23 protein-coding genes are annotated in these 21,591 nt (G+C 59.3%); 13 read left to right on the top strand and 10 right to left on the bottom strand.

Annotated elements, in window-relative coordinates; genetic code table 11:
• Positions 1 to 12 precede the first annotated feature (12 nt).
• Entirely contained in the window at positions 13 to 495 is a 483-nt protein-coding gene (locus ACVDG9_RS16355) for a hypothetical protein (RefSeq protein ID WP_447238485.1), read from the bottom strand.
• Between the two features lie 125 nt (positions 496 to 620).
• On the opposite strand from ACVDG9_RS16355, the gene ACVDG9_RS16350 reads away from it, so the two are divergent.
• Complete coding sequence (locus ACVDG9_RS16350; RefSeq protein ID WP_447238484.1) at positions 621 to 932, top strand: hypothetical protein; 312 nt, start codon at positions 621 to 623, stop codon at positions 930 to 932.
• Positions 933 to 1,081: 149 nt separating this feature from the next.
• On the opposite strand, the gene ACVDG9_RS16345 is transcribed toward ACVDG9_RS16350, so the two are convergent.
• The gene (locus ACVDG9_RS16345) at positions 1,082 to 2,044 is read right to left on the bottom strand and encodes a GlxA family transcriptional regulator (RefSeq protein WP_447238483.1); all 963 of its coding nucleotides are present in this window, start codon (positions 2,042 to 2,044) and stop codon (positions 1,082 to 1,084) included.
• A gap of 189 nt (positions 2,045 to 2,233) precedes the next feature.
• Here ACVDG9_RS16345 and ACVDG9_RS16340 point away from each other — a divergent pair, with 189 nt between their 5' ends.
• The 4 genes from ACVDG9_RS16340 (at position 2,234) to gstA (ending at position 5,892) form a co-directional block, all read left to right on the top strand.
• The gene (locus tag ACVDG9_RS16340) at positions 2,234 to 3,316 is read left to right on the top strand and encodes a class I SAM-dependent methyltransferase (RefSeq protein ID WP_447238482.1); all 1,083 of its coding nucleotides are present in this window, start codon (positions 2,234 to 2,236) and stop codon (positions 3,314 to 3,316) included.
• Between the two features lie 261 nt (positions 3,317 to 3,577).
• Positions 3,578 to 4,798: a flavin-containing monooxygenase gene (locus tag ACVDG9_RS16335; protein WP_447238481.1), complete on the top strand. Its 1,221-nt coding sequence runs from the start codon at positions 3,578 to 3,580 to the stop codon at positions 4,796 to 4,798.
• 87 nt (positions 4,799 to 4,885) lie between these two features.
• On the top strand, positions 4,886 to 5,290 hold the full coding sequence (locus ACVDG9_RS16330) for a cupin domain-containing protein (protein WP_447238480.1): 405 nt from the start codon (positions 4,886 to 4,888) through the stop codon (positions 5,288 to 5,290).
• Positions 5,287 to 5,892 carry a glutathione transferase GstA gene (gstA, locus tag ACVDG9_RS16325; protein ID WP_447238479.1) on the top strand — a complete coding sequence of 202 codons (606 nt, stop codon included), beginning with the start codon at positions 5,287 to 5,289 and terminating at the stop codon, positions 5,890 to 5,892. Before ACVDG9_RS16330 ends, gstA begins: the two co-directional genes overlap by 4 nt.
• A gap of 457 nt (positions 5,893 to 6,349) precedes the next feature.
• On the opposite strand, the gene ACVDG9_RS16320 is transcribed toward gstA, so the two are convergent.
• The 7 genes from ACVDG9_RS16320 to ACVDG9_RS16290 form a co-directional block, all read right to left on the bottom strand.
• Positions 6,350 to 6,973 carry a hypothetical protein gene (locus tag ACVDG9_RS16320; protein WP_447238478.1) on the bottom strand — a complete coding sequence of 208 codons (624 nt, stop codon included), beginning with the start codon at positions 6,971 to 6,973 and terminating at the stop codon, positions 6,350 to 6,352.
• Entirely contained in the window at positions 6,970 to 7,581 is a 612-nt protein-coding gene (locus tag ACVDG9_RS16315; RefSeq protein ID WP_447238477.1) for a hypothetical protein, read from the bottom strand. Before ACVDG9_RS16315 ends, ACVDG9_RS16320 begins: the two co-directional genes overlap by 4 nt.
• 56 nt (positions 7,582 to 7,637) lie before the next feature.
• Complete coding sequence (locus tag ACVDG9_RS16310) at positions 7,638 to 9,179, bottom strand: ABC transporter substrate-binding protein (protein ID WP_447238476.1); 1,542 nt, start codon at positions 9,177 to 9,179, stop codon at positions 7,638 to 7,640.
• A gap of 5 nt (positions 9,180 to 9,184) precedes the next feature.
• Positions 9,185 to 10,063 (bottom strand): ABC transporter permease, encoded by an 879-nt coding sequence (locus tag ACVDG9_RS16305; RefSeq protein ID WP_447238475.1) that lies wholly within the window; start codon positions 10,061 to 10,063, stop codon positions 9,185 to 9,187.
• A complete protein-coding gene (locus tag ACVDG9_RS16300) occupies positions 10,064 to 11,002 on the bottom strand; it encodes an ABC transporter permease (RefSeq protein ID WP_447238474.1) in 939 nt (312 codons plus the stop codon). It abuts the gene before it with no gap.
• Positions 11,003 to 11,329: 327 nt separating this feature from the next.
• A complete protein-coding gene (gene lysM, locus ACVDG9_RS16295) occupies positions 11,330 to 11,764 on the bottom strand; it encodes a peptidoglycan-binding protein LysM (RefSeq protein ID WP_023000769.1) in 435 nt (144 codons plus the stop codon).
• Between the two features lie 154 nt (positions 11,765 to 11,918).
• Positions 11,919 to 12,779: a DMT family transporter gene (locus ACVDG9_RS16290; RefSeq protein ID WP_447238473.1), complete on the bottom strand. Its 861-nt coding sequence runs from the start codon at positions 12,777 to 12,779 to the stop codon at positions 11,919 to 11,921.
• Between the two features lie 260 nt (positions 12,780 to 13,039).
• Here ACVDG9_RS16290 and ACVDG9_RS16285 point away from each other — a divergent pair, with 260 nt between their 5' ends.
• The 6 genes from ACVDG9_RS16285 to ACVDG9_RS16260 all read left to right on the top strand — a co-directional run bounded on the left by ACVDG9_RS16285 (position 13,040) and on the right by ACVDG9_RS16260 (position 18,785).
• The gene (locus ACVDG9_RS16285; RefSeq protein WP_447238472.1) at positions 13,040 to 14,431 is read left to right on the top strand and encodes an aminotransferase-like domain-containing protein; all 1,392 of its coding nucleotides are present in this window, start codon (positions 13,040 to 13,042) and stop codon (positions 14,429 to 14,431) included.
• 148 nt (positions 14,432 to 14,579) lie between these two features.
• Positions 14,580 to 15,347, top strand: coding sequence for a MauE/DoxX family redox-associated membrane protein (locus tag ACVDG9_RS16280; RefSeq protein ID WP_367020812.1), 768 nt, complete (start codon positions 14,580 to 14,582; stop codon positions 15,345 to 15,347).
• A 208-nt stretch (positions 15,348 to 15,555) separates the two neighbouring features.
• A complete protein-coding gene (locus ACVDG9_RS16275; RefSeq protein WP_023000773.1) occupies positions 15,556 to 15,897 on the top strand; it encodes an ArsR/SmtB family transcription factor in 342 nt (113 codons plus the stop codon).
• Positions 15,894 to 16,820, top strand: a complete 927-nt coding sequence (locus ACVDG9_RS16270; RefSeq protein WP_367020814.1) for an SRPBCC family protein — start codon at positions 15,894 to 15,896, stop codon at positions 16,818 to 16,820. The genes ACVDG9_RS16275 and ACVDG9_RS16270 overlap by 4 nt, the downstream gene beginning before the upstream one ends.
• Before the next feature lie 205 nt (positions 16,821 to 17,025).
• Positions 17,026 to 18,012 carry a D-erythronate dehydrogenase gene (denD, locus tag ACVDG9_RS16265; protein WP_447238471.1) on the top strand — a complete coding sequence of 329 codons (987 nt, stop codon included), beginning with the start codon at positions 17,026 to 17,028 and terminating at the stop codon, positions 18,010 to 18,012.
• Entirely contained in the window at positions 18,009 to 18,785 is a 777-nt protein-coding gene (locus ACVDG9_RS16260; protein WP_447238470.1) for an SDR family oxidoreductase, read from the top strand. The genes denD and ACVDG9_RS16260 overlap by 4 nt, the downstream gene beginning before the upstream one ends.
• 40 nt (positions 18,786 to 18,825) lie before the next feature.
• Here ACVDG9_RS16260 and ACVDG9_RS16255 read toward each other — a convergent pair whose 3' ends face one another.
• On the bottom strand, positions 18,826 to 19,746 hold the full coding sequence (locus tag ACVDG9_RS16255) for a LysR family transcriptional regulator (RefSeq protein WP_447238469.1): 921 nt from the start codon (positions 19,744 to 19,746) through the stop codon (positions 18,826 to 18,828).
• 149 nt (positions 19,747 to 19,895) lie between these two features.
• Here ACVDG9_RS16255 and ACVDG9_RS16250 point away from each other — a divergent pair, with 149 nt between their 5' ends.
• The gene (locus tag ACVDG9_RS16250; protein WP_023000778.1) at positions 19,896 to 20,462 is read left to right on the top strand and encodes a hemerythrin domain-containing protein; all 567 of its coding nucleotides are present in this window, start codon (positions 19,896 to 19,898) and stop codon (positions 20,460 to 20,462) included.
• A 75-nt stretch (positions 20,463 to 20,537) separates the two neighbouring features.
• The gene (locus ACVDG9_RS16245) at positions 20,538 to 21,578 is read left to right on the top strand and encodes a glutathione S-transferase C-terminal domain-containing protein (protein WP_447238468.1); all 1,041 of its coding nucleotides are present in this window, start codon (positions 20,538 to 20,540) and stop codon (positions 21,576 to 21,578) included.
• Positions 21,579 to 21,591 lie beyond the last annotated feature (13 nt).

Genomic DNA, 21,591 nt, shown 5'->3' with positions numbered 1-21,591 from the left:
AGGCATCCTTTCTTATCTGAAGTTCTGCGCCATCTCGTGCAGCGATGCTCCAAAGGTGGCTGCGAAGCCGTCTATGTTCTGCTGGGTCACTTGCGACGGTGTTGAGTACATCAGGTCTGCCTGGTCTTGCAGCTCGACCAATTTCGGGAACCCGGAAGTCGGGTAGATCGCCTTGAGTTCCAGGAAAATCGTATTCAACTCCGTCAGGAAGGTCGCGATATCGCTTTTGCAGGTATTCGTCGAAAGGGTGCTGACGCTTCGCGTACAATCAAGGGCCAGAAAAGCGTCTGAAAACCGCGTGGTCAGCTTGGATAAATGGCTGTTCCTGAAGGTGTTCAGCGCATCGCGTTTCGACGCGACTTCGATTTGGTTGTCGACCCTTGCGATCAGGAATTGCGCGAAAAACACGATCACAAGGCCGGAGAGCACCGCTCTGAAGGTGATCTCCACCAGGCTTTGATTGAGCGACTCTTTCTTTCCCGACCAGAACGACACGCCTATTCCTCACCAGTTCGAGAAAGCCTTGAACGTGCCGAACCTTTGAAACGGACAAGGCTCCAGACCAGCTGTACTAACAGCGCTGATATCTCGGGTTGCAGGCTTCAACCGGAACCGTAGACATGGTCGTGAAGGCGATCGTCGCGGTAAAGAGTACTGCAAAAAACGTGTGCATATTCCACGTCATCTCGAACTCCATATTTAAAAACGATATAAATCTTATATCTACAACTTATTCGATAACTTCCGTAACGTCAATATTTGATGATTTGTCAAACAATGCGGCTAGCCTTGACGGTCAGCAAGACGGCAGCCCGGATGGCAATCAGGAATCTGGTGTCGTCGCGCAGCTTCAGCTGGTGGCCGAACGGCTAGCTGTCGTTCAACCCCTCCGCCTGCCTGCTGCCGCAGGCCTTCGGACGACCGGTTCCTGAGCCAGACATACCGTTGGTGTCCTTCGCAGCGAAAGACTGCTTTGCCTATTTCGCCACGTGCTGCGATGCGCATGAACGGCAGTTGCCTGGAACAGCAGAGATGGCGATGCAAACCTGGTGGCCCAGCTCGTAAGGGATAGGGAGCAAACTCAGGATGAAACCGGAACCAACGCTTGCCATTTCTTTCGATAAGCAGACGCCGAGGTCCCGACGCGCTTTCGGAATGCCGATCGGAAACTCGAGGGTTCGGTGTATCCGATCTCGGCTGAGATTTCCTCGATCGACATCGCCGTCGTCTCCAGCAGCTGTTTGGCTTCCTCGACACGCAAAGTCTGCACATAGTCGGCTGGCGCCTGTCCGGTCGCCTTCCTGAAGCGACGCAGAAACCCGCGCTCGGTCATTTGGGCCATTACCGCCATGGCGGTTACGGGACTTGATCTGTGGTAATTTCGTGCGGCCCAGACCTGCGCCTCTGCAATCAGCTGGTCATCATGTTGTCGCCCGGAGGCAAGGGATGCGTATGTCAGTTGGCCCTGGTCATGTGGATCGATCAAATAGATCTTCGCGATCCTGCGGGCTTCTTCTGTTCCGGCGAACCGTCCGATCAGATACAACATGAGATCAGCCCACGCCGAGGCACCACCTGCGGTGACCACCTGGTGACCGTCCCCCGCCGCGACGAGAATGCGTTCACGGCAAACCTTCACCTTCGGGAAGTTTCGTCCAAGCATATCCGCATAGCCCCAATGCGTCGTCGCTTCCTTGCCGTCCAACAATCCTGCTGCACCCAGAAGGATCGAGCCAGAGCAGACGGAGGTGACAATTGCGCCGCGTGCGTAGGCTTCACTGAGCCAGTCCGCGACCGGGTTAAACTCTTCCGGCAGGTGGCCATTTGGGTCGAGGTGCAAATCGGACACGATAATCAAGTCGGGTTCCGGCGCTTCGGTCAGCATCCCGTCAGGTGTGATCTTGCGCCCGTTCACGTCCCAATAAGGTGCGCCATCGAGGGTTCTGAGGCTGACCTGAAACACCGGCGATTGCGCAGGCAAGCCGTGCAACATTTCCCAATCGCGACCCACGGAGGCCAGCACGTCAAGGATCGAGAACAGCACGGACGTTCCGGTCAAGCGTGTTCCTATAACGGTCGTGTTCAAGCTCATATTGCACAAAACCCCTCAACTTTAGTCTGATTATCACCGTTTCATTCTTTTTCACTTCTAACGTGCTTGGCGGATTTGGTCCATCTCCATGGTCAGGACAGCGGCAGATCGTGCTGCACATTACCACTTCAGGAGCATCGGATGACCTACCAGAACCCAAATCTTGCATTCAACGAAGCGAAAGCCGAAGCCTTCGCCGAACGCTTTGTCGGTACGCTGAACGAAGCGGCACTCGCGATCATGACCTCTCTCGGGCACCGCGCAGGACTGTTCGATGCGCTTGGGGCCAACCCCGGCCTCAATTCGCAGGTGCTTTCGCAGAAGGCCGCTGTCAACGAACGCTACCTGCGTGAATGGCTCGGCGTGATGGTGACGGCGGGTGTCGTCGACTATGACCCGCGGGCGAGAAGCTACACGTTGCCGCCAGAGCATGCCGCGTTTCTGACCCGTAGCGCCAGCCCGGACAACATGGCCGTCACGACCCAGTTCATCAGCATCGCGGCGTCCATCGAAAACGAACTACTGGAGCGTTTCCGCAGTGGCGAGGGCCTTTGCTACCACCATTTCGATCGCTTTCACGAGGTGATGGCCGAGGACAGTGCGCAGTTGGTCGTCGCCAACCTTGTGAGCGCTATCCTGCCGGTAGTCCCGGGCCTGATCCAACGGTTGGAGGACGGCATCGACGTGGCCGATTTCGGCTGCGGACGAGGTCTGGCGATGATGGCGCTGGCGAGCGTTTATCCAAACAGTCGCTTTCACGGTTTCGATCTTTGCGAGGACGCTTTCTCAGAGACGGCCGCTGAAGCCAGAACCAAAGGTTTGAAGAACCTGCACTTCGAAGTGCGTGATCTGTCGACCGGAAACGAGTTGGGCCGGTTCGATCTGGTAACCGCCTTCGATGCGGTTCACGACCAGGCGGATCCCAAGGCGTTTCTGCGTCTCGTACGGCAGTCAATGCGGCCGGGCGGCGTCTTCCTGATGCAGGATATCGGTGGGTCGCGCGATCTTGAAAAGAACATCGCAAATCCCTTCGCGCCGCTCTTGTACACGATCTCGAGCATGCACTGCACACCCGTCTCCATCGGCCAGGGTGGTCCGGGTCTGGGGGCGATGTGGGGAGTGGAGACAGCCGAAGAGTACCTTGCCGAAACCGGCTTCGCATCGGTCGAAACCCACCGGCTGCCGCACGATCCCATCAACGCGTATTTCATAGCCCGGATCTGACCGGGCACCGACAAGGATACATGACATGACGATGATATTGCCGTTCGTCGACGGGGTGCACAGGACTGTCTCAAGTCGCGTGAAGAGCCTTTGGCAACGGATCAGAGAAGCGCGCGAACAACGACGCTTTCGCCGGAATTTCGGAGACCTCTCGCGGCTTTCGGACCATCTCCTGCAGGATTTGGGCCTCGAACAATACGCACATCTGCGTGACCCTGAATTTCCTCAGCATTTGCTGAGAAGACACCGAAAGGACTGATCATGAAGTCCCAACAACACAGCAACACGCTTGTCATCGGAGCAGGACTTTCGGGTCTTGCCGTGGCACGCTCTCTTTCCGATCGTGGCCTGCCGGTCACCGTGCTGGAAGCACGGGACCGGGTTGCTGAACCCTGGCGGGCGCGGCATCCGGCGCTTCGGCTCAACATACACCGCAAGTTTGCCAGCCTGCCCGGCCGGAAGGCGCCCAAGACCGATGGCGTCTTTCTGAAGCGTGACACCGTAGTGGAATTTCTTGAAGCCTATGTAGCGGGACTGGACAAACATGTCCGATACAGTGGCAAGGTAACCAGTGTCGCCCGTACGCCAGACGGGTGGCACGTCTCCACCGCGACCGGTGACTATCAGGCAGACAATCTGGTAATCGCGACGGGCCGCGAAAACATTGCGCACATTCCGGACTGGCCGGGGCGCGACCAGTTTTCGGGCGAGTTGCTGCACACGGCGAACCTCGGTGATGTGTCCCGCTTCGATGGCAAGCGCATTCTGGTTGTTGGCGCCGGGAATTCGGGCACGGACGCGCTCAACCATCTCGCGCGGCACCGCCCGGCAGAGGTCATCGTGTCTGTCCGCTACGGGCCTGCAGTCGTACCACAGCGCATCTTCGGGTTTCCGCTGCACCGACTGGCCCGGGTTTTCGCGGCCCTTCCTGCCTGGGTTCTGGATCCGGCCTTTCGGCTGACCGAGCGGGTTTTTCTTGGCAATCTTCGCCGATACGGGCTGAGCACCCATCCAGAAGGAGGCGGAACCCGGCTTTTGCGGGACGGTGTCACCTTTGCGATCGATGAGGGATTTGTGGCCGCCCTGAAGACCGGGCGGTTCCGGGTGGTTCCCGGTGTTGACCGCTTCGAGGGGGACAACGTCATCCTCACGGATGGCTCAAGCTGCGCACCCGACGTTGTCATCGCGGCAACGGGCTATCGCACGGGGCTGGAACCGCTGCTGGGACATCTCGACGTGCTCGACACCAATGGGGTGCCGCATTACCCGATGGGCGAGCGTGACCCGGAAAATCCCGGTCTCTGGTTCACCGGGTTCAAGCCGATTTTCACTGGTTACTTTGATGCCGCCGGGATCGCAGCCAACAGGATTGCCGCCGGGATCGCCGCTGAAACGACGCGTGGCTTACCTTCTGACGACCACGGAGCGCGGAAGGTTCATGCCGACAACGGAGGGTCCGTCCCTGCAAACGCATCCACTTGATGTAGCCGCCCGGGGCCGGTGCAAGCCCGGCATGTCGGTAACCCGGGCTGCAACGGGCGCAACACGTTTCGAACAGGAACCAAGAGAATGAAATTCGTCAAAATCTGCGCATGCGCAAACGGCGGCTCCCATTTTTCGGATGAGTTCTGGACGCTTTCGGAGGGTGATTTCACGCCGCCTTCGCCAAAGGGCTACAGTGTCACCGAAACCATGGATGCAACCGGCGTTCTCATGATGCATCACCCCCCCGGCTACAAGGACGAATGGCATTGCGCGCCTGCACCTGTTCTTGGAACCGTTCTCGGTGGCTTGGTCCGCATTGAAACGAGCGATGGAGACACGCGGCTGCTTTCACCCGGCGATCAGTTTCTGGCTGCTGACCTGCATGGCTTGGGACACAGGATGGAGGAAGCGAACGGACGGGCTTATGACCTTGCGCTCGTCCTGCTGGATGGCATTCCTGACATGGGATCTGGAGGGCAATCGGAATGAAACTCTATTTCATGCCGGGAGCCTGCTCGCTGGCACCGCATATCGCTCTGCGTGAGGCCGGTCTGGAATTTCGATTGATAAAAGTCGATTACAAATCACGACGGACTGAAGAAGGGGACGACTTTCGCCGGATCAACCCCAAAGGGTACGTTCCGGCACTCGAACTGAAGGAGGGCCAACTTCTGACCGAAGTCCCCGTGATCCTGCAATATATCGACATGATCCGTCCCGAGGCCGGCCTGTTGCCGGACGCAGCATTGGAGCGCCTGAGAGCCCTGGAATGGCTGAATTACATTGCAACCGAGGTTCACAAAAGCTTCAGCCCGCTGTTTCGCCCAAAGACGCCGGAGGCATTTCTGTCCCCAGGCCGCGCGCACTTGTCGCTGCGGCTGAATGTGATTGAGCGACATCTCCAACAGCACAGGTACCTGACGGGCCCAGCCTTTTCGCTGTCCGACGCCTATCTGTTTACCGTTTGCCGTTGGCTTGACGATCAGAAGCTTTCGATTGCGGACTGGCCAGCCCTGCAACGACATTCCGATGACGTTGCAGGGCGGCAGGCTGTCCGCGATGCCCTGGCGCGCGAAGGTTTGGCAGACTAGGGCTGGCCGTATCCGCTGACGAGACAGGGTGGTGCAGACCGGGCGCTTACCCTGTGACGAGGTGAGAGATCCACGAACGGCCCGTGCCGGCAGCGAACGCACCGCCAGTTGGCAGTGCGTCGCCGGCCAGAGCGGCGTGGGACACAAGCGCCATCGTCAGAGCGTCAGGAAAAGAGAGGCGGTCTAAGCGCAGGATCTGCGTGTGGGGGGGACGAGAATGGTCTTTTCCAGCTGCGACTTGGGTATTGCCGGAAACCAATTTCTCTGCCGCCACTCCTCGGTATGTTCCTGATGTACTTCGTCGACACAGGTGAGTGCCGCTCAACATATTCGTAAATACCGGGGATCGACTGGCTGGTTCCACCTACCAATTCTGAACAATCATGACGAATTCTGACAATGTCGTTTCACTTGAAGCGCATCGGGAACGCAGCGGAACGGGCTGCGCGCAGGAGGCCTATGTCGTTTTCGCAAGCTCTGCGGTAGTCCCTTTCAGATACGGCAGGAACCCGTCCAGAAACCGGGTTGTCGCCGGCATGAAGTAGCTGCCGTGATGGTACATCGGGTCGAGGGACGTGATCAGCAGGCGGCCAGGGGTGGAAACCGTGTCCTCGTAGAAGATCGAGCCGAGATCTCCGACATCGACCAGCGACTGCGCCCCGTCTGGCACCTGGAAATAACCATGATAGTGCCAGGTGACGTCGGCCAGGGAGAGTTGGTTGAAGAGGGGATGGTCGGGTGTTGCCAACTTCAGGCCGATCTCGCCGCCTTCCTTCCACCACCAGAAATTGGTCGGTGTGTCCGTCCAGTTCACATTGGGCAACCAGTCCGGATGTCCGGTGGAGCCCATGGCGACAACGGTCTTGCCGCTTGCCAGAAAGTCGGCGATTTGTTTGCGTCGGGGGCGCAGCACCGAAGGATCGGTGCGGCAGGAAACAAGCAGGGTGTCGACGCCGGACAGATCTGCTTCCGGCAGCTCGCGCGTGTAGATGATCTCGTCGAAAAAGTCGCGGTAGCGTGGCTCGTAAATGGTGCGATGATGGTAGTAGGTGCCGGCGTCGAGCACTGCGAGCGTGGTCATTGCTGGGGTCCTTTTCCGCTGGCCCAGGCGCAGAGTTGCGGGGCAATGCGCGCCGTTGTGTCGCTGGAGCCGACGTACATCCAAAGATCATTACCGGCATGCATGAAGATGCGACCGCCGGACGGGCGCTCATAGACCCAGTCGCAGGGCAGGTGGTCCGGACCGACACCGTGAAGGCTAACAGCGCCTTCCGGTGGCGGGTTGAAACCGCGGGCGTAGAAGCCGGCAACGCCCCGTCGAAAGGTCAATTCCTCGGTTGAAACGCCTTCGAACACCGGGTGGTCGGTCAACCGGTGGATTTGCAGGTCTTCCAGCGAGAAGCGGTTCAGGGGAACGAAAGGCTGGAATTCGGGCAGCATTGGCCAGGCAACATGGCCGTTGAATACCAGCGTGCCGCCAGCATCCAGAAACTGTTCGATCTTCGCTGTCAGGCTGCCGAAAAATCGCTGGTCGAGATGGGCCGGCAGGCAGAGTGCAGGATAGCGCGACAGGTCGGCGGTTTCGAGGTCGTAATGGCCGATCACGTCGATGTCGGGCACATAATCACCAACATCGGGCAGGTCGTTGCCGGCGCCCTTGATCGGTTTCAGAAAAAGGCAGGATGCCATTCGGGTCTCCCGGAAAGGCCCGGACGGATAACCGTCCGGGCAAAGGTCAGGCGCAGTTACTGTTTGCTGACGGCCTTGAAATTGTAGAAGAAGCCGGAGGGATGGACCTTGTAGCCACTGACGTTCTCGCTAGAGGCAGCTACATAGATCTTGTGAACCAGCGGGATAATCGGCGCGTCGGTCTGCAGGATTTCCTGTGCCTTGGCGTAGATTTCCAGAGCTTCCGGACCTTCTTCCAGCGTGCGGCCCTTGTCGACAAGCGCGTCGAATTCCGGGTTCGACCAGTTCTGGTAGTTGAGGCCCGCCTTGGAATGGAACTGCGACTTCAGGTGCAGATCCGGATGACCGGTCATTTCCGGGGTCCAGAAGACGACGGAAACGTCATAGTCGCTCTGCTTGACAAGATCGAGCATGCCTTCCCAGGTGTACATTTCCAGCTTCGTGGCAATGCCCTGCTGCTGCAGAAGCGCGGCCATTGTCTCGCTGATCGTGGCCATTTCGGCGCGGCTGGAATAGCTGAGGATACGCAGGCTCAAAGGCTCGCCGTCCTTCTGCCAGGTGGTGCCGTCTTTCTCGTAACCGGCCTCGGTCAGAAGCCCGGCTGCTTTTTCCGGGTTGAAGGAATAGGCTGAAAGTTCCGGTGCGGCCCACGGGAATTCCGGCGGAAAGAACGTCCAGGCCGGCTTGCCGATGCCGTCAAGCGCCCCTTTGACCAGGATTTCCCGGTCAACCATCAGGTTGACCGCCTGGCGGACCTTCGGATCATGCAGCACGCTGTTTTCACCGGCATTGAAAGCGCCGTAATAAAGACCGGCGCTCGGCTCGGCATAGACTTCGAATTTCTCGTCGGCCTTCATGCGTTCCACATCGGAAGGCAACAGGTGGACGACGAAGTCGACCTCGCCGGTTTCCAGGGCCAGCGCGCGGGCATTGTGGTCCGGGATGTAGCGGTAGACGATTTCTTCCAGCTTGGGTACTTCGCCCCAATAGTCATCGTTGCGTACAACGGTGGTGCGGTCTTGCTTCTGGTACTCCTTGAACACCCAGGGACCGGTGCCGACAGGCTTCACGAACTCGCCGTTCTCGTCGAACGAGGCCTTGCCGTAGATGACGGTGATGGCGTCGGTCAGCTGGTTTGGCAGGGCTGTGAAAGGTTCGTTGGTCTCGATTTCCAGTTCAAGGCCGGAAACGGCACGGATTTCCTTGATGTTGAGCAGGTCGGATGCATAGGGCAGCAACGCGATCACTCGCTCCAGCGAGAACTTTGCGGCTTCCGCGTCGAAAGCGCTGCCGTCATGGAAGGTGACGCCGTCACGCAGTTGGAAGCGCCAGACATTGGGTGAAACGCGTTCCCAGGACGTGGCAAGACCGGGCACAAGCTTCATGTCGAAATCGAGTTTTACCAGAGTGTCCAGTATCTCGCTTTCGTTGAAGAACCGGCTGCGGCGCGGTTTCATCGACAGCGGCAGGGCTTCCCACATGGTGGCAACGGTCAGTGTTGAACTGCCTTCGGCCTGCGCCGGCATGTGTGGCAGGCTCAGCATGGCGGCCGTTGCCACGGAAACGGCAAGACGGCCCAGGGTTCTGCGGGAGATCATGAGGATCAGCTCCTTGGTTTGAGAATTGTTTTTCGAAGGGTCAAAAGGTTGGTGTGGCGGGCGCGCATCCGATCGCCGATGCCGTCGCCCAGCAGGTTCACCAGCATGACGAAGGCGGTGATCGTCAGGCCCGGGGCGAGGACGAGATGCGGATGGCTGCGCATGTGGTTGCGCGCATCGGCGATCATCCGGCCCCATTCGGCTGTTCCAGGTTCCACGCCAAGGCCAAGGAAGCTGAGCCCGGCAAAGGAGAGAATGACCCAGGAGAGCGAATAGGCGGCCATGGTCAGGAGAGGCGCCGTAATGTTCGGCAGCAGATGGCGATGGACAATGCGTTTGCGTGACGAACCGAGCGCTTCAGCCGCCTGCACATAAAGTTTGGCCCGTTCCACCAGGATCATGTTGCGCACCAGCCGGGCATATTCGGTCCAGTGCACGGCGGTGAGCGCCAGAAGCACGACGGCAAGGCCAAGCCCCATGACACCGGCGATGATCATGGCAATCGCCAGTGCTGGCAGGACAGAAAGTCCCTCGCAAAAGCGCATCAGAAGCTGATCCGGCCAGCCGCCGAGATAGCCGGCGATGCAGCCGAGCAGCGTGCCGGTGAGCGCGGACGCCAGCACCACCAGCAGGGCCGCGCCGGTTGTGAGGCGGCCGGCGTAAAGGAGGCGGGAAAAGACGTCACGGCCCATCTGGTCGGTGCCCAGAAAATGCTGCCAGCCCGGAGGCGCAAGACGGTTCAGGATGTCTATCTGGTCCGGCGGGTAGGGCGCTGCGAGCGGTGCCAGCACGATCAGAACTATGAGAAGGGCCAGCAGTCCTGCACGCGTTTCTCGGCTCTGTGCATCAGGTCTTGTCTGAAACAGGCGTCGGGATCTTGCCATTCAGATCGCCTCCTGCACGCGCGGGTCTGCCAGCGTCACCAGGTAATCGACCAGGAGATTGATGATGACGTAGCCGCAGGCGATCACCAGGAAGCAGATCTGTATCAGCGGGTAGTCACGGTTGAGCAGCGAAGCGACCAGCAGGCTGCCGATGCCCGGCCAGGCGAAGATCGTTTCCACGATAATCATGCCGTCAAAGGCGCGGGCAAATTGCAGCCCGGTCAGGGTCAGGAGCGAAGGCAGGATGTTGGGCAGGGCGTGATGCAGCAGGATCCGAGTCTGGCTGAGGCCCTTGGCCTTGGCCGTGCGGATGTAGGCGTGGTGGAACTCGTCCAAGAGCCTGGCCCGCACGAAGCGCGCAATCACGCCGGTCATGGTGGTCGCGATGACCAGCGTCGGCAGCACCGCATGTGCAATCGTGCCGTGGCCCGAGCTCGGCAGCCAGCCGAGGGTAAGCGAGAACAGAAGCGCCAGCAGCAGCGCGTACCAGAAATTGGGAATGGACAGGCCGGCAACGCTTGCCGCCGCCAATAGACGATCCGAAAGGCCGCCGGCGTGATAGGCACAAAAACAGCCGATCGGCACTGCAAGGACAAGGGCAAGGCCGATCGACAGCAGTGCCAGGATCAGTGACTGGCGTATCCGCAGCAGGATATCGGCGGAAACGCTTTCTCCGGTAACGAAGGAAGTGCCGAGATCCCCTGTCAGCACATTGCCAAGCCAGCGCAGGTATTGAACGGGCAGAGGATCGTCAAAGCCGTTTTCGGCTGAAAATCGCTCGACCGCGGCCGCATCCGGCAAGGTGCCGTCCATCTGGGACAACAGCAGTACTTCAGCAAAATCCCCCGGCAACAGGCGCAACAGGGCGAAGCCGGCAACGGACACCAGGAACAGAAGTATTACCGATTGGACAAGCCTGTGGCTCAGCCGGCGCACCATCCGAAAACCGCCCCAAATCCACTGAATGAGAAAACTTGAGCTTTATAATCATAATTTTACGGGTGGTGTCGAGGCTGGTTTGTAAAAAACTTGAAAAAAATACTCAGATTTCTATCCGGCAGTTTTGTGCTGCCTTTTGAAAAGCGGAAAAGTCGAGGGCGCAGCTGCCAGATTGCCCCAGACGAATGGGGACCGGGCGTCTCGGAAAATATACCTGGAGAGAGGTTCTGAGCGGTGCCGGCCCTGCGGGCGGACATGGAGCGCAACGGGTAACGGCGGGAAAAGGAGGCAAGCCACGGGGACGCCGTGGCTTGCGGAAATTCGGTCTTAGAGCGCGGGGATGCGCAGCACCTGACCCGGATAGATCTTGTCCGGATCGGACAACATCGGCTTGTTGGCTTCAAAGATCGCCTGGTACTTTGCGCCGTTGCCATAGGCCGCCTCGGCAACCTTCCAAAGCGTATCGCCCTTGACCACCGTGTGGAACTTGGCTTCCGGTTCGCTGCTCTCGACGGTGATTTCTTCCTCGACCTTGGAAATGCCAAGCACGTTGCCGACGGCAAGGATCAGCTTTTCACGGGCTTCCTGGGTGGGGGCGGCGCCTGCGATCTTGACGGTGTCGCCGCTGACTTCAACCTTGACGTCGCCATCGAGACCGAGGTCGGCAACTTCCTTTTCGATGGCTCCAGCGCTTGCTTCCGGCGCTTCGTCATCGCCGAACAGCTTCTTTCCCGCATCCTTCACGAAATCAAAGAAACCCATGTCATTTTTCCTTTAAGTCAATTCAGCCGAAATCCGCCGGTACGCCCCTGCGGAGGCAATTTCACGATACGGAACCATATTGCAAAATTCTCCGGGGGGCGGAAGCGAATTCCGGTTGGGAAAGACGTGTGCGGCGGGCCGGAAAAAAGAGGCTTCAGGCGAAGCGCTTGGCGCCGGCAACGCAGCCCACCACCAGGGTGGTGACGAGGAGCATGATTGAAGACACCGGTTCATGCAGCAGCAGGCTGGCCAGCATCAGCCCGAAGAAGGGCTGCAGCAGTTGCAACTGGCCAACACCTGCGATGCCGCCGATGGCGAGGCCCCGGTACCAGAAGATGAAGCCCACAAGCATCGAGAAAATCGAGACATAGCCGAGCCCGACCCAGGCAGGCATTTCGATACCTGTCAAACTGTCCGGCCATGTCAGCAGTGCAAGTGTTCCCATGACGGGAAGCGAAAGGGCAAGCGCCCAGGAAATGACCTGCCAGCCGCCAAGGCGGCGGGAGAGGGCGCCACCTTCTGCATAACCGAAGCCGCAGACAATGACCGCCGCCAGCATCAGGAGATCGCCCTTGAGTGAAAGGTCTGCACTTTGTGACAGCGCATAGGCGCCGACAGCCGCACTGCCTGTACAGGAGAATACCCAGAACAGGGGCTTTGGGCGCTCCATCCCGCGCAACATGCCGAACAGGGCGGTTGCCAGGGGCAGAAGGCCAATGAAGACAATCGAATGGGCCGCAGTGACATGTTGCAGGGCAAGCGCCGTCAGCAGCGGAAAGCCGACGACGACACCGGCTGCAACAATCAGCAGCGAGATCACGTCGCGCCGCTCCGGCCGGGCCTGCCGCAGCACTAGCAGCAAGGCAATGCCAAGGAGCGCCGCGACAACGGCACGGGCGGACGTCAGGAACATCGGGTTGAAACCACTGAGCGCAACCCGTGTTGCCGGCAGGGAGCCACTGAAAATGAGGACGCCCAGGAGCCCGCTGCCCCATCCTGCCATCGATGCCTGCATGTCTGGTCTTTCTGCTGTCTTGTTTTTCAAGGTTCCTGGCGTGTCAGGGAGGCTGCGGCATCCGTGCTGCTCTCTTGCGAAGCCGAGAAGCAGGCAGACAAAGCGAGGCTTGCCGAACGTAGCCCCTTCCTGAACGTCCATGACGACACGTTGCAAGGGGCAGGAATAATCCGGAGGGGCTGGTCAGGACAGAGACAGTGCAATACAATTTTGTAAAACTGTACTGTACACACTTGCCATACACTTCAGCGGACAAACGAATGGAACAGGACACACGGACGGCCACGGTAATGGAAGCCGTCAAGCGGAAGATCGCCAGCCGTTTGCTGCAACCTGGTGAAAAGCTGCCGTCCATCCGCGGATTTGCCGCGACCATGCGGGTGTCGCCGTCAACAGTCGTGACCGCATACGACAGGCTGGCGGCAGAGGGCATCATTTATGCCCGTCGAGGCTCCGGCTTTTATGTTGCCGATGCCGCCCGTCCGTTCTCGGTCGCCGACGTCGGACCGCAGCTTGACCGGGAAATCGACCCGTTCTGGGTGTCGCGCCAGTCGCTCGATGCCGGGCCGGATGTACTGAAGCCCGGCTGTGGCTGGCTGCCGGCGGACTGGATGCCAAGCGAGGCCATGCAGCGTGGCTTGCGAGCGCTGGCGCGTACCGGCGGTGGCCACTTGTTCGACTATGGCGAAACACGGGGTGCTTTGAACCTGCGCCACCTGCTCGCCCGGCAGTTCTCCGAAGAAGGCCTTGAGGTGAACCCGGGCCAGGTGCTGCTCACGCCATCGGGTACACAGGCCATCGACCTCATTTGCCGCTTCTTTTTGCGGCCGGGGGACACGGTTCTGGTCGATGACCCGTGTTACTTCAACTTTCAAGCGTTGTTGAAGGCGCACAGGGTGGAGGTTGCCGGTGTGCCGTTCACACGCAGCGGACCGGATACCGAGCTGTTCGAAGAAGCGCTGACCCGGCACAAGCCCAAGCTCTACATCACCAATTCCGGCCTTCACAATCCCACCGGCGCGACGATCTCGCCCCAGGTTGCGCACAAGGTCCTGAACCTTGTGACAGCCCACGGCCTGGTGGTGATAGAAGATGATATTTTCGGCAGCTTTGCGCCAGACCCCCTGCCGAGCCTCGCCGTTCTCGATGGACTGGAGCGTGTCATCCGCATCGGCAGCTTTTCCAAGACCCTGTCTGCCTCCGTGCGCTGCGGTTACATTGCCGCTCGAACGGACTGGATCGAGGCTCTTGTTGACCTGCAAGTGGCCACCAATTTCGGTGGCCCGGGACCGGTCGCGAGCGATCTTGTCTATGGCGTCCTGAGCGACGGCAGTTATCGCAAGCACATGGAAGCCTTGCGGGTGCGCCTTGCGAAGAAGCGGCGTGAGGTTGCCGGCAGGCTGGAACGGCTTGGTATAACGCCCTGGCTCAGCCCCAAGGGTGGCTTTTACCTCTGGTGCAGTCTGCCGGACGGCCGGGATGCAGCCGCCATTGCCCGCTCCGCGCTGCGCCGGAACGTCGTGCTCGCCCCCGGCAACGTCTTCAGTGTTTCGCAGACGATGACCGGGTTCCTGAGGTTCAATGTCAGCCAGATGGGCGAGGGCCAGGTTTATGACGTGCTGGAAAGCGCGATGAAGCCAGCTGGAGGCTGAGCCTCGCAACCATCCGTGGCTCGCCGCGTTTGCCTGTCAGAAAACTACAGCCGGCCGGTGCGGAACAGGCATGCTCGCGCAATCAATATCATGTCGAAGTGAGTGGTCGTTTCCCGGTCGGATCCCGTTTGACTGAGGAGCTTTTCCGATGAACGGCACTGACGAGCAAAAGACCGCCAGGCTTTACCGAATGGTCATGCCCGGCCACATCTGTCCCTATGGCCTGAAATCGAAGGACCTTCTGGAACGGCAGGGCTTCGAGGTTGAAGATCATCACCTCACCACCCGTGAGGAGACAGACGCCTTCATGGAAAAACACGGCGTCGAGACGACCCCACAAACCTTCGTCGGCAACCAGCGGATCGGGGGCTATGACTCCTTGCGCGTCTATTTCAAACTTGATCCGCCAGAGGAAGAGCGTAGCGACACGACCTATCGGCCCGTGATCGCCATCTTTTCAGTGGCCCTGCTTCTGGCGCTTGGCCTCTCCTGGCATCAATATGGAACCCTGCTCAGCTTGCGGGCCTTGGAATGGTTCGTGTCGCTTTCCATGACAATCCTCGCAATCCAGAAGCTGCAGGACGTGGAGAGTTTTTCCACGATGTTTCTCAACTACGACCTGCTGGCGCGGCGCTGGGTTCCCTATTCCAGGATCTATCCCTATGCCGAAGCCTTCGCCGGTATCCTGATGACGGCCGGTGCATTGGTCTGGCTGTCGGCGCCGGTTTCCTTCTTTATTGGCCTTATCGGCGCTATCAGCATATTCAAGGCGGTCTATCTGGAGAAACGGGAACTGAAATGCGCCTGCGTCGGCGGCAGTTCTTCCGTTCCGCTCGGCTTTGTTTCATTGACCGAAAGCCTGATGATGACGGCCATGGGGCTGTGGATGCCGGCTCGGGTTTTGCTGATGGGATGACGGGGTGCGATGGACGTTGGCTTCTGCAGCCAGGGGGACGGACGGCAGAATGGCCAGGTTCGTTCTTGCGGCTAGTTTTCAGGGTTCTGTTCTAAACATATGATTTAAAAGACTTTTGTTTCTTTCTGTTGACTGTTGCAGGTTGAAACTTAGCCAATTGACGAAGTTTTTTCTTGCGCCTGATGTGAATTTCGAAATACTTAGCAATATGGCTAAGCATGATCCTGATCTCTCCCTGTTGTTCCACGCGCTGTCCGACCCGACGCGCCGCGCGATGTTGACAAGGCTCGCAAGTGGCCCGGCGCGGGTGACGGACCTCGCGGAGCCGACCGGGCTGAAGTTGCCGACGGTCATGAGGCACCTTTCCGTGCTGGAGGAGGCAGGTTTCATCACCACCGCCAAGGATGGACGCATACGCACCTGCGCCATCGTTCCGGAGGCCATGGAGCCGGTGCGGACATGGATCGATGAACAGCGCGCCATCTGGGAGGCTCGCCTCGACAGGTTGGATGCGTTTGTAATGAACGTGATGAAGGAGAACGGAGAATGACGCAGAGCGTGGTTCTGAACAACACTGCCTCCAACGCGGCTGGCGAGGGAAGAAACGGATTTGCGACGCTTGTCTTCGAGCGCGACATGGCCGCCCCTGCCGAAACCCTCTGGCAGGCCTGGACCGCTCCGGCGGCAAGAGCTGTCTGGGCGGCACCGTCACCTGCCGTTACCGTGGAATTTCTCGAAGCCGATACCAGGGTGGGCGGACGCGAAATTTCGCTCTGCAAGGTGGATGGTCAGCCGGATATGCGCTGCGAATGCGGTTGGCTGGACCTTCAGCCACCTCTGCGCAGCGTGAATTACGAGGTGATTTCGTGCGAAGGTGAAACTCAGTCCGTCGCGCTGGTTACGGCGTCGATCGCGGATCTGGGTGAAAGCAGCCGCTTGTCCGTGACCGTGCAGCTTTCCTCGCTGGCCGCGAATATGGAAGGCGGATATCGGGACGGCTTCAATGCGGGCCTGGACAATCTGGCAGGCGCTGCCGAGCGCACGATGATCTTGCAGCGGGTGATCCGTGCACCGCGGTCCGTTGTCTGGGGCGCCTGGATGAACCCCGAAACCCTGCCGCAATGGTGGGGACCGGACGGCTTCTCCTGCCGCACCACCCGGATTGATCTGCGCGCAGGGGGCGAGTGGGTGTTCGACATGATCGCACCTGACGGTACGGTTTTTCCGAACCACCATCTCTATACGGACGTTCGGCCAAATGAACGGCTCAGCTATACGCTGCTCTGGGGCGAGAATGGCCCGAAGCATGCCGACGCCTGGGCCTCGTTCGAGGAAGAGAACGGCGCAACGAAGGTCACGCTCGGGATGGTCTTCAGCACTGCTGCGGAATTTCAGGAAGCCAAGGGCTTTGGCGCTGTGGAACTTGGACAGCAGACATTGGGCAAATTGGAAAACTTCATCAAGGCGGGTTGAGCCACCGCGTTGTCCCCCTGATCTGCGCAAGCGGCTCAGGGGGATAACCTTTTTTTTCGGGCCGCTCACTGGCCGAATGTAAATTCTTTCAGGTTGTGTTTCGGCCGGGAGAACACCTTTCCGCTTAATCCGCCTTGCCCTTCCGTCCAATCTCCGCAAGTCTCCCGAGGAACGTTCCTGCCATCAAGTTCCGCGGAGACCCTCCATGCATGTTCTCGTCATCGGCGCTGCCGGTATGGTTGGCCGCAAGCTGGTTGAAAAGCTGGCTGCGCAGCCGGAGATTCTTGGTTTTGAGGTATCCCGGCTGACGCTGGCCGATGCTGTTTCGCCAACCGCACCAGCGGCGCTGCCCGGTATTGCCGAGGCAGTCACTGTGGATCTTTCGAAGGCAGGAGCCGCCCGGACGCTGGTCGCTTCGCGCCCCGATGTCATCTTTCACCTGGCGGCGATCGTCTCCGGCGAAGCGGAGCAGGAGTTTGAAAAGGGCTATGCGGTCAATCTCGACGGCAGCCGTGAATTGTTTGAGGCGATCCGGATCGAAGGCGCACGGGAGCCGTATTTTCCGAAGGTGATCTTCGCATCGTCGATTGCAGTGTTCGGTCAGCCGTTTCCCGAAAAGATTGGCGATGAATTCTTTACAACGCCGCTGACAAGCTACGGCACGCAAAAGGCGATCACCGAGCTTCTGCTGGCCGACTATTCCCGCAAGGGCTTTTTCGACGGCATAGGCCTGCGCCTGCCGACCATCTGCATTCGCCCGGGCAGGCCAAACAAGGCGGCCTCGGGGTTCTTCTCCAACATCATGCGCGAGCCGCTTGCCGGGCAGGAAGCTGTTCTGCCGGTGGATGACAGCGTACGCCACTGGTTTGCCAGCCCACGTGCCGCGGTCGGCTTTTTCGTTCATGCCGCACGGATGGACGCTGCTGGGATCGGTCCACGCAGAACGGTCACGCTGCCGGGTCTTTCCGCCACTGTCGGGGAGCAGATCGAGGCCTTGCGGCGGGTCGCGGGGGAAAAGGCTGTCAGGCTGATCCGCCGGGAACCGGATGAGGCTATTGCACGTATCGTTGAGGGCTGGCCGAGGAATTTCGATGCTAGGCGTGCGCTGGAGCTTGGGTTCCAGGCGGAAGCAAGCTTTGACGACATCATCCGCATACATATCGAAGATGAACTGGAAGGCAGAAATCCATGACCGCAGACGGATTTGACGTGAAGGGAAGGATCGCGCTTGTGACCGGTGGCGGCACGGGGGTAGGCAAGGCAGTTGCCGCTGGTTTGAGCCGCGCCGGCTGGCGGGTTCTGATCACTGGCCGCCGCAAGGATGTCCTGGAAAAGACTGCGACCGAACTCTCCCGCAACAGCGGCAATGAAGTCTCTTGGATTGCCGCGGATGTCGGTGACCCGGCATCTGTGAAGGCGCTCTTTGACGAGATCTCGAAGACTTTCGGCAGGCTCGATCTCCTGGTCAACAACGCAGGGATCTCGAATTCGTCCGTTCCACTGGAAGATATTTCTTTCGAGGAATGGAGCGCTGTCGTGGCTGCAAACCTGACTGGTGCCTTCCTGTGCACCCAGCAGGCCTTCCGGCTGATGAAGGCGCAGGAACCAAGAGGCGGGCGCATCATCAACAACGGTTCGATTTCGGCCACGACGCCAAGACCGAATTCGGCTCCCTACACCTCGACCAAACATGCCATTACCGGCCTGACGAAATCGGCCGCACTGGATGGACGTCCCTTCGATATTGCCTGTGGCCAGATCGACATCGGCAACGCGGCCAGTGACATGACGACCAAGATGAGCGGTGGTGTCCTGCAGGCAAATGGCGAAACCGCTTCCGAGCCGACCATTGACCCGGCCCACGTCGCCAATGCCGTCACCTACATGGCCAGCCTGCCGCTGGATGCCAATGTGCTGACGTTGACGGTGATGGCAACCGGCATGCCGTTCGTGGGGCGTGGCTGATCGAGACTTCGCGCTGCAATGGGTTCAGTGCGGAAGGGTTTCAGTCCGGGGCAGGGACTTGCGGCTCGTTGCCAAGGCCGGAAAGACAAGCTGCCCGGATCTCCTCCGCAAACAGGCGCATACGGCGATTGAGACGACGCTCGCGGGCGTGGAGCAGATAGATGCCCCATGCCGGCACAGCGATGTCCGGTAGCAGGGGCACCAGCTTTCCGGCTGCCAGTGCGCCCGTCACGATGAAATCCGGCAGCCTGCTGATGCCATGCCCCTTGATGGTTGCATCCAGCAGGAACGCGCCACTGTTGGAATTGAGTGCGGGCTGAAACTCAAGTTGCTGGCGCTTTCCTTTTTGCGTTTGGAACTCCCAAACGATCCGCCTGGCCCAGCCGAAATGAAGAAGCCGGTGCTGCTGCAGATCTTCGATCGATTGCGGCGCAGGGTGCTGGCGCAAGTAGTCGGGGCTGGCAAAGAGGCAATGCTCCACGGTACCCAGTTTCAGCGTGATGGCATCTTCGGGCCGTGTTTCGGTGATACGGACCGCAAAGTCGTAGTTCTCTCTGGCCAGATCGACCAGCCGGTCATCGAAATCCACGGTCAGCTGGATATCCGGGTGACGAGCCTGGAAATCGATCAGCGCCGCATTGAGGAAACCGTGGCCGAAATCTCTGGGTATGGAAATCGACAAGGGTCCGGAAGGGGATGTTCCGCTGCTCAGGAAATCGTCCTCGATGTCGTCGACATCGCTGACGACGCGGTTCGCGCGCTGAAAGAGTTCGCGCCCGGGCTCGGTCAGGTCCCAGTGGCCGGGCGAGCGGTCGACAAGACGGGTCCCATAGCGATCTTCCAGGAGGGACAGGCGACGGCTGACGGCCGACTTGGCAATGCCGAGTTCTCCAGCGGCTTTCGAGATGCTGCCACTGGCAACCACCTGAACGAACAGGCGCAGGTCTTCTATCTGTCCCAAGTGTTCTCCAAATCAGAACGTTGATCCCTGATTTTGATATCTGGTTATGAAAAATGCAACTTCCTATCTGTGGCAAGACCTGAAGTGCCGGATCGTTTCACGCCAGGTGCCTTCTTATCCGGCCCGCCAACAATCAGATTGGAAACGTCATGAACGCAGATATTGAAATTCGCACCACGGAAATGCCCGCGGACATGCGCATTCTGCTGGATGCGTATCCGCGCGATACCTGGGAGGCACATCCCGGTTTCAAGGAGAAAACCAGCAACTGGCTGGGGGCACATGTGATGTTCCGGCAGTTGGCGGAACTGGTTCGTCTCGAAACGGAAGCCTATCTGGAGAAGCTGAGAGACCCGGACGATTTTGCTGCAAGGCTCTCTCGTTACGGCGATCTGCTGGTACGCAATCTCCATGGCCACCACACCTGGGAAGACAAGAGCTACTTTCCGGAACTCTGTGAGGCCGACCCGCGTTTCGAGAAGGGACTGGAGATCCTGGAGAAGGACCACGGGGCGCTGGATACGATGCTGTTCCAGCTCTCGCGAACCGCCAATCGCGCCATCAAGCTGGTCCAGCTGGACGAAGCGCAGGCGCGCGAGGAAGCCGGCAAGCTGCAGCCGGTAACCGGGACGATTGAAAGCCTGCTGGCGCGCCACCTGAGTGATGAAGAGGAATTGGCAGTGCCGATCATTCTTCACCATCGCCTGCGCGGATAACAGCAACAAGCGGCCGGGTGCGGTTTTGCTCCCGGCCGCTAGTTGGTTCTAGACTGACAGCCCCGGAGGAAGATGATGCCCAAGCCGAATGCCGATTTGTCCAAGGAAGAAAACCAGTCTGATGTGGCCAGCCGACGTGCGCAAGGAGAGTTCGTGCGCGGTGTCAGCGGCTTTCGGTCTGCTATCGGCGATGCGGATTTCCCGACCGAACCCGGGAGATATCATCTCTTTGTCGCGCTCAATTGCCCCTGGTGCCACCGTGTAACCCTTGCCCGAAACATCCTCGGGCTTCAGTCCGGTGTTTCCATGGATGTCGCCTTTCCGGGCCGGACTGAAAAAGACGATCCGGCAGGGGAGAACCTTTGGGAATTCAATCCCGGACGGATTGCGAGCCTGACGGGGACGCCCTTGCCGGAATGCACTGAGGAAACGGCGACGGGCGAGGGGCTGCGCCTGGTGCAACAGATATACCGCGCCGAAGGATCTGATGAACGATCCGTCCCGGTTCTTTACGACAAGAAGCAACAGCGCATCGTCAACAACGAAAGCGCCGAGATCATCCGCATGCTCAACGCGCATGCGGGGGCGCTGGGCAGTACGATAGTCCAGGAAAAAAGGCCTGACCTTTATCCGAACGATGTGGATTTGCAGTCGGAGATCGATGCCCTGAACGAGGCAATCTACACACGCATAAACAATGGTGCCTACAAGGCCGGTTTTTCTTCCGATCAGAGCGTCTATGCGGCAGCATACGAAAGTTACTTCACCATGCTGGCAGAGCTGGAAGACCGGCTGGCAGCGAATGGTGGACCGTTTCTCACCGGGGAGAGCTTTACGGAAGCCGATCTGAGGCTGTTTCCGACGCTTTATCGGCACGACCCGGTCTATTTTGTGCGCATGAAGTTGAACGGCGCGCGGATCCTGGACTATCCCAATCTCTGGCACTGGCTGTGCCGGGTGCATGCATTGCCGGGTGTTGCCGACAGTTCTTCGCTTGTCCATTGCAGGCAGGGGTATTTCGGGCGCTCCTGGAACAACGTCGTGCCGCTAGGGCCGTTCCGGCCAATGCCTTACCCGCAGGCCTATTCGCATCCCGAACTTGCAGGGGCGCTGTAAGTGGCGTGGAGGC

Source organism: Roseibium sp. RP-7, assembly GCF_053005225.1.
The sequence above is the reverse complement of the archived record's forward strand: the minus strand, read 5'-3'. Positions and strand labels throughout refer to the sequence as shown.

Excerpts from the sequence above, each read along its gene's own strand:
- ACVDG9_RS16350 (WP_447238484.1), top strand. The coding sequence starts at position 621 with ATGGTCGTGAAGGCGATCGTCGCGGTAAAGAGTACTGCAAAAAACGTG.
- ACVDG9_RS16340 (WP_447238482.1), top strand. The coding sequence starts at position 2,234 with ATGACCTACCAGAACCCAAATCTTGCATTCAACGAAGCGAAAGCCGAA.
- ACVDG9_RS16335 (WP_447238481.1), top strand. The coding sequence starts at position 3,578 with ATGAAGTCCCAACAACACAGCAACACGCTTGTCATCGGAGCAGGACTT.
- ACVDG9_RS16330 (WP_447238480.1), top strand. The coding sequence starts at position 4,886 with ATGAAATTCGTCAAAATCTGCGCATGCGCAAACGGCGGCTCCCATTTT.
- gstA (WP_447238479.1), top strand. The coding sequence starts at position 5,287 with ATGAAACTCTATTTCATGCCGGGAGCCTGCTCGCTGGCACCGCATATC.
- ACVDG9_RS16320 (WP_447238478.1), bottom strand. The coding sequence starts at position 6,973 with ATGACCACGCTCGCAGTGCTCGACGCCGGCACCTACTACCATCATCGC.
- ACVDG9_RS16315 (WP_447238477.1), bottom strand. The coding sequence starts at position 7,581 with ATGGCATCCTGCCTTTTTCTGAAACCGATCAAGGGCGCCGGCAACGAC.
- ACVDG9_RS16310 (WP_447238476.1), bottom strand. The coding sequence starts at position 9,179 with ATGATCTCCCGCAGAACCCTGGGCCGTCTTGCCGTTTCCGTGGCAACG.
- ACVDG9_RS16305 (WP_447238475.1), bottom strand. The coding sequence starts at position 10,063 with ATGGCAAGATCCCGACGCCTGTTTCAGACAAGACCTGATGCACAGAGC.
- ACVDG9_RS16300 (WP_447238474.1), bottom strand. The coding sequence starts at position 11,002 with ATGGTGCGCCGGCTGAGCCACAGGCTTGTCCAATCGGTAATACTTCTG.
- lysM (WP_023000769.1), bottom strand. The coding sequence starts at position 11,764 with ATGGGTTTCTTTGATTTCGTGAAGGATGCGGGAAAGAAGCTGTTCGGC.
- ACVDG9_RS16290 (WP_447238473.1), bottom strand. The coding sequence starts at position 12,779 with ATGCAGGCATCGATGGCAGGATGGGGCAGCGGGCTCCTGGGCGTCCTC.
- ACVDG9_RS16285 (WP_447238472.1), top strand. The coding sequence starts at position 13,040 with ATGGAACAGGACACACGGACGGCCACGGTAATGGAAGCCGTCAAGCGG.
- ACVDG9_RS16280 (WP_367020812.1), top strand. The coding sequence starts at position 14,580 with ATGAACGGCACTGACGAGCAAAAGACCGCCAGGCTTTACCGAATGGTC.
- ACVDG9_RS16275 (WP_023000773.1), top strand. The coding sequence starts at position 15,556 with ATGGCTAAGCATGATCCTGATCTCTCCCTGTTGTTCCACGCGCTGTCC.
- ACVDG9_RS16270 (WP_367020814.1), top strand. The coding sequence starts at position 15,894 with ATGACGCAGAGCGTGGTTCTGAACAACACTGCCTCCAACGCGGCTGGC.
- denD (WP_447238471.1), top strand. The coding sequence starts at position 17,026 with ATGCATGTTCTCGTCATCGGCGCTGCCGGTATGGTTGGCCGCAAGCTG.
- ACVDG9_RS16260 (WP_447238470.1), top strand. The coding sequence starts at position 18,009 with ATGACCGCAGACGGATTTGACGTGAAGGGAAGGATCGCGCTTGTGACC.
- ACVDG9_RS16250 (WP_023000778.1), top strand. The coding sequence starts at position 19,896 with ATGAACGCAGATATTGAAATTCGCACCACGGAAATGCCCGCGGACATG.
- ACVDG9_RS16245 (WP_447238468.1), top strand. The coding sequence starts at position 20,538 with ATGCCCAAGCCGAATGCCGATTTGTCCAAGGAAGAAAACCAGTCTGAT.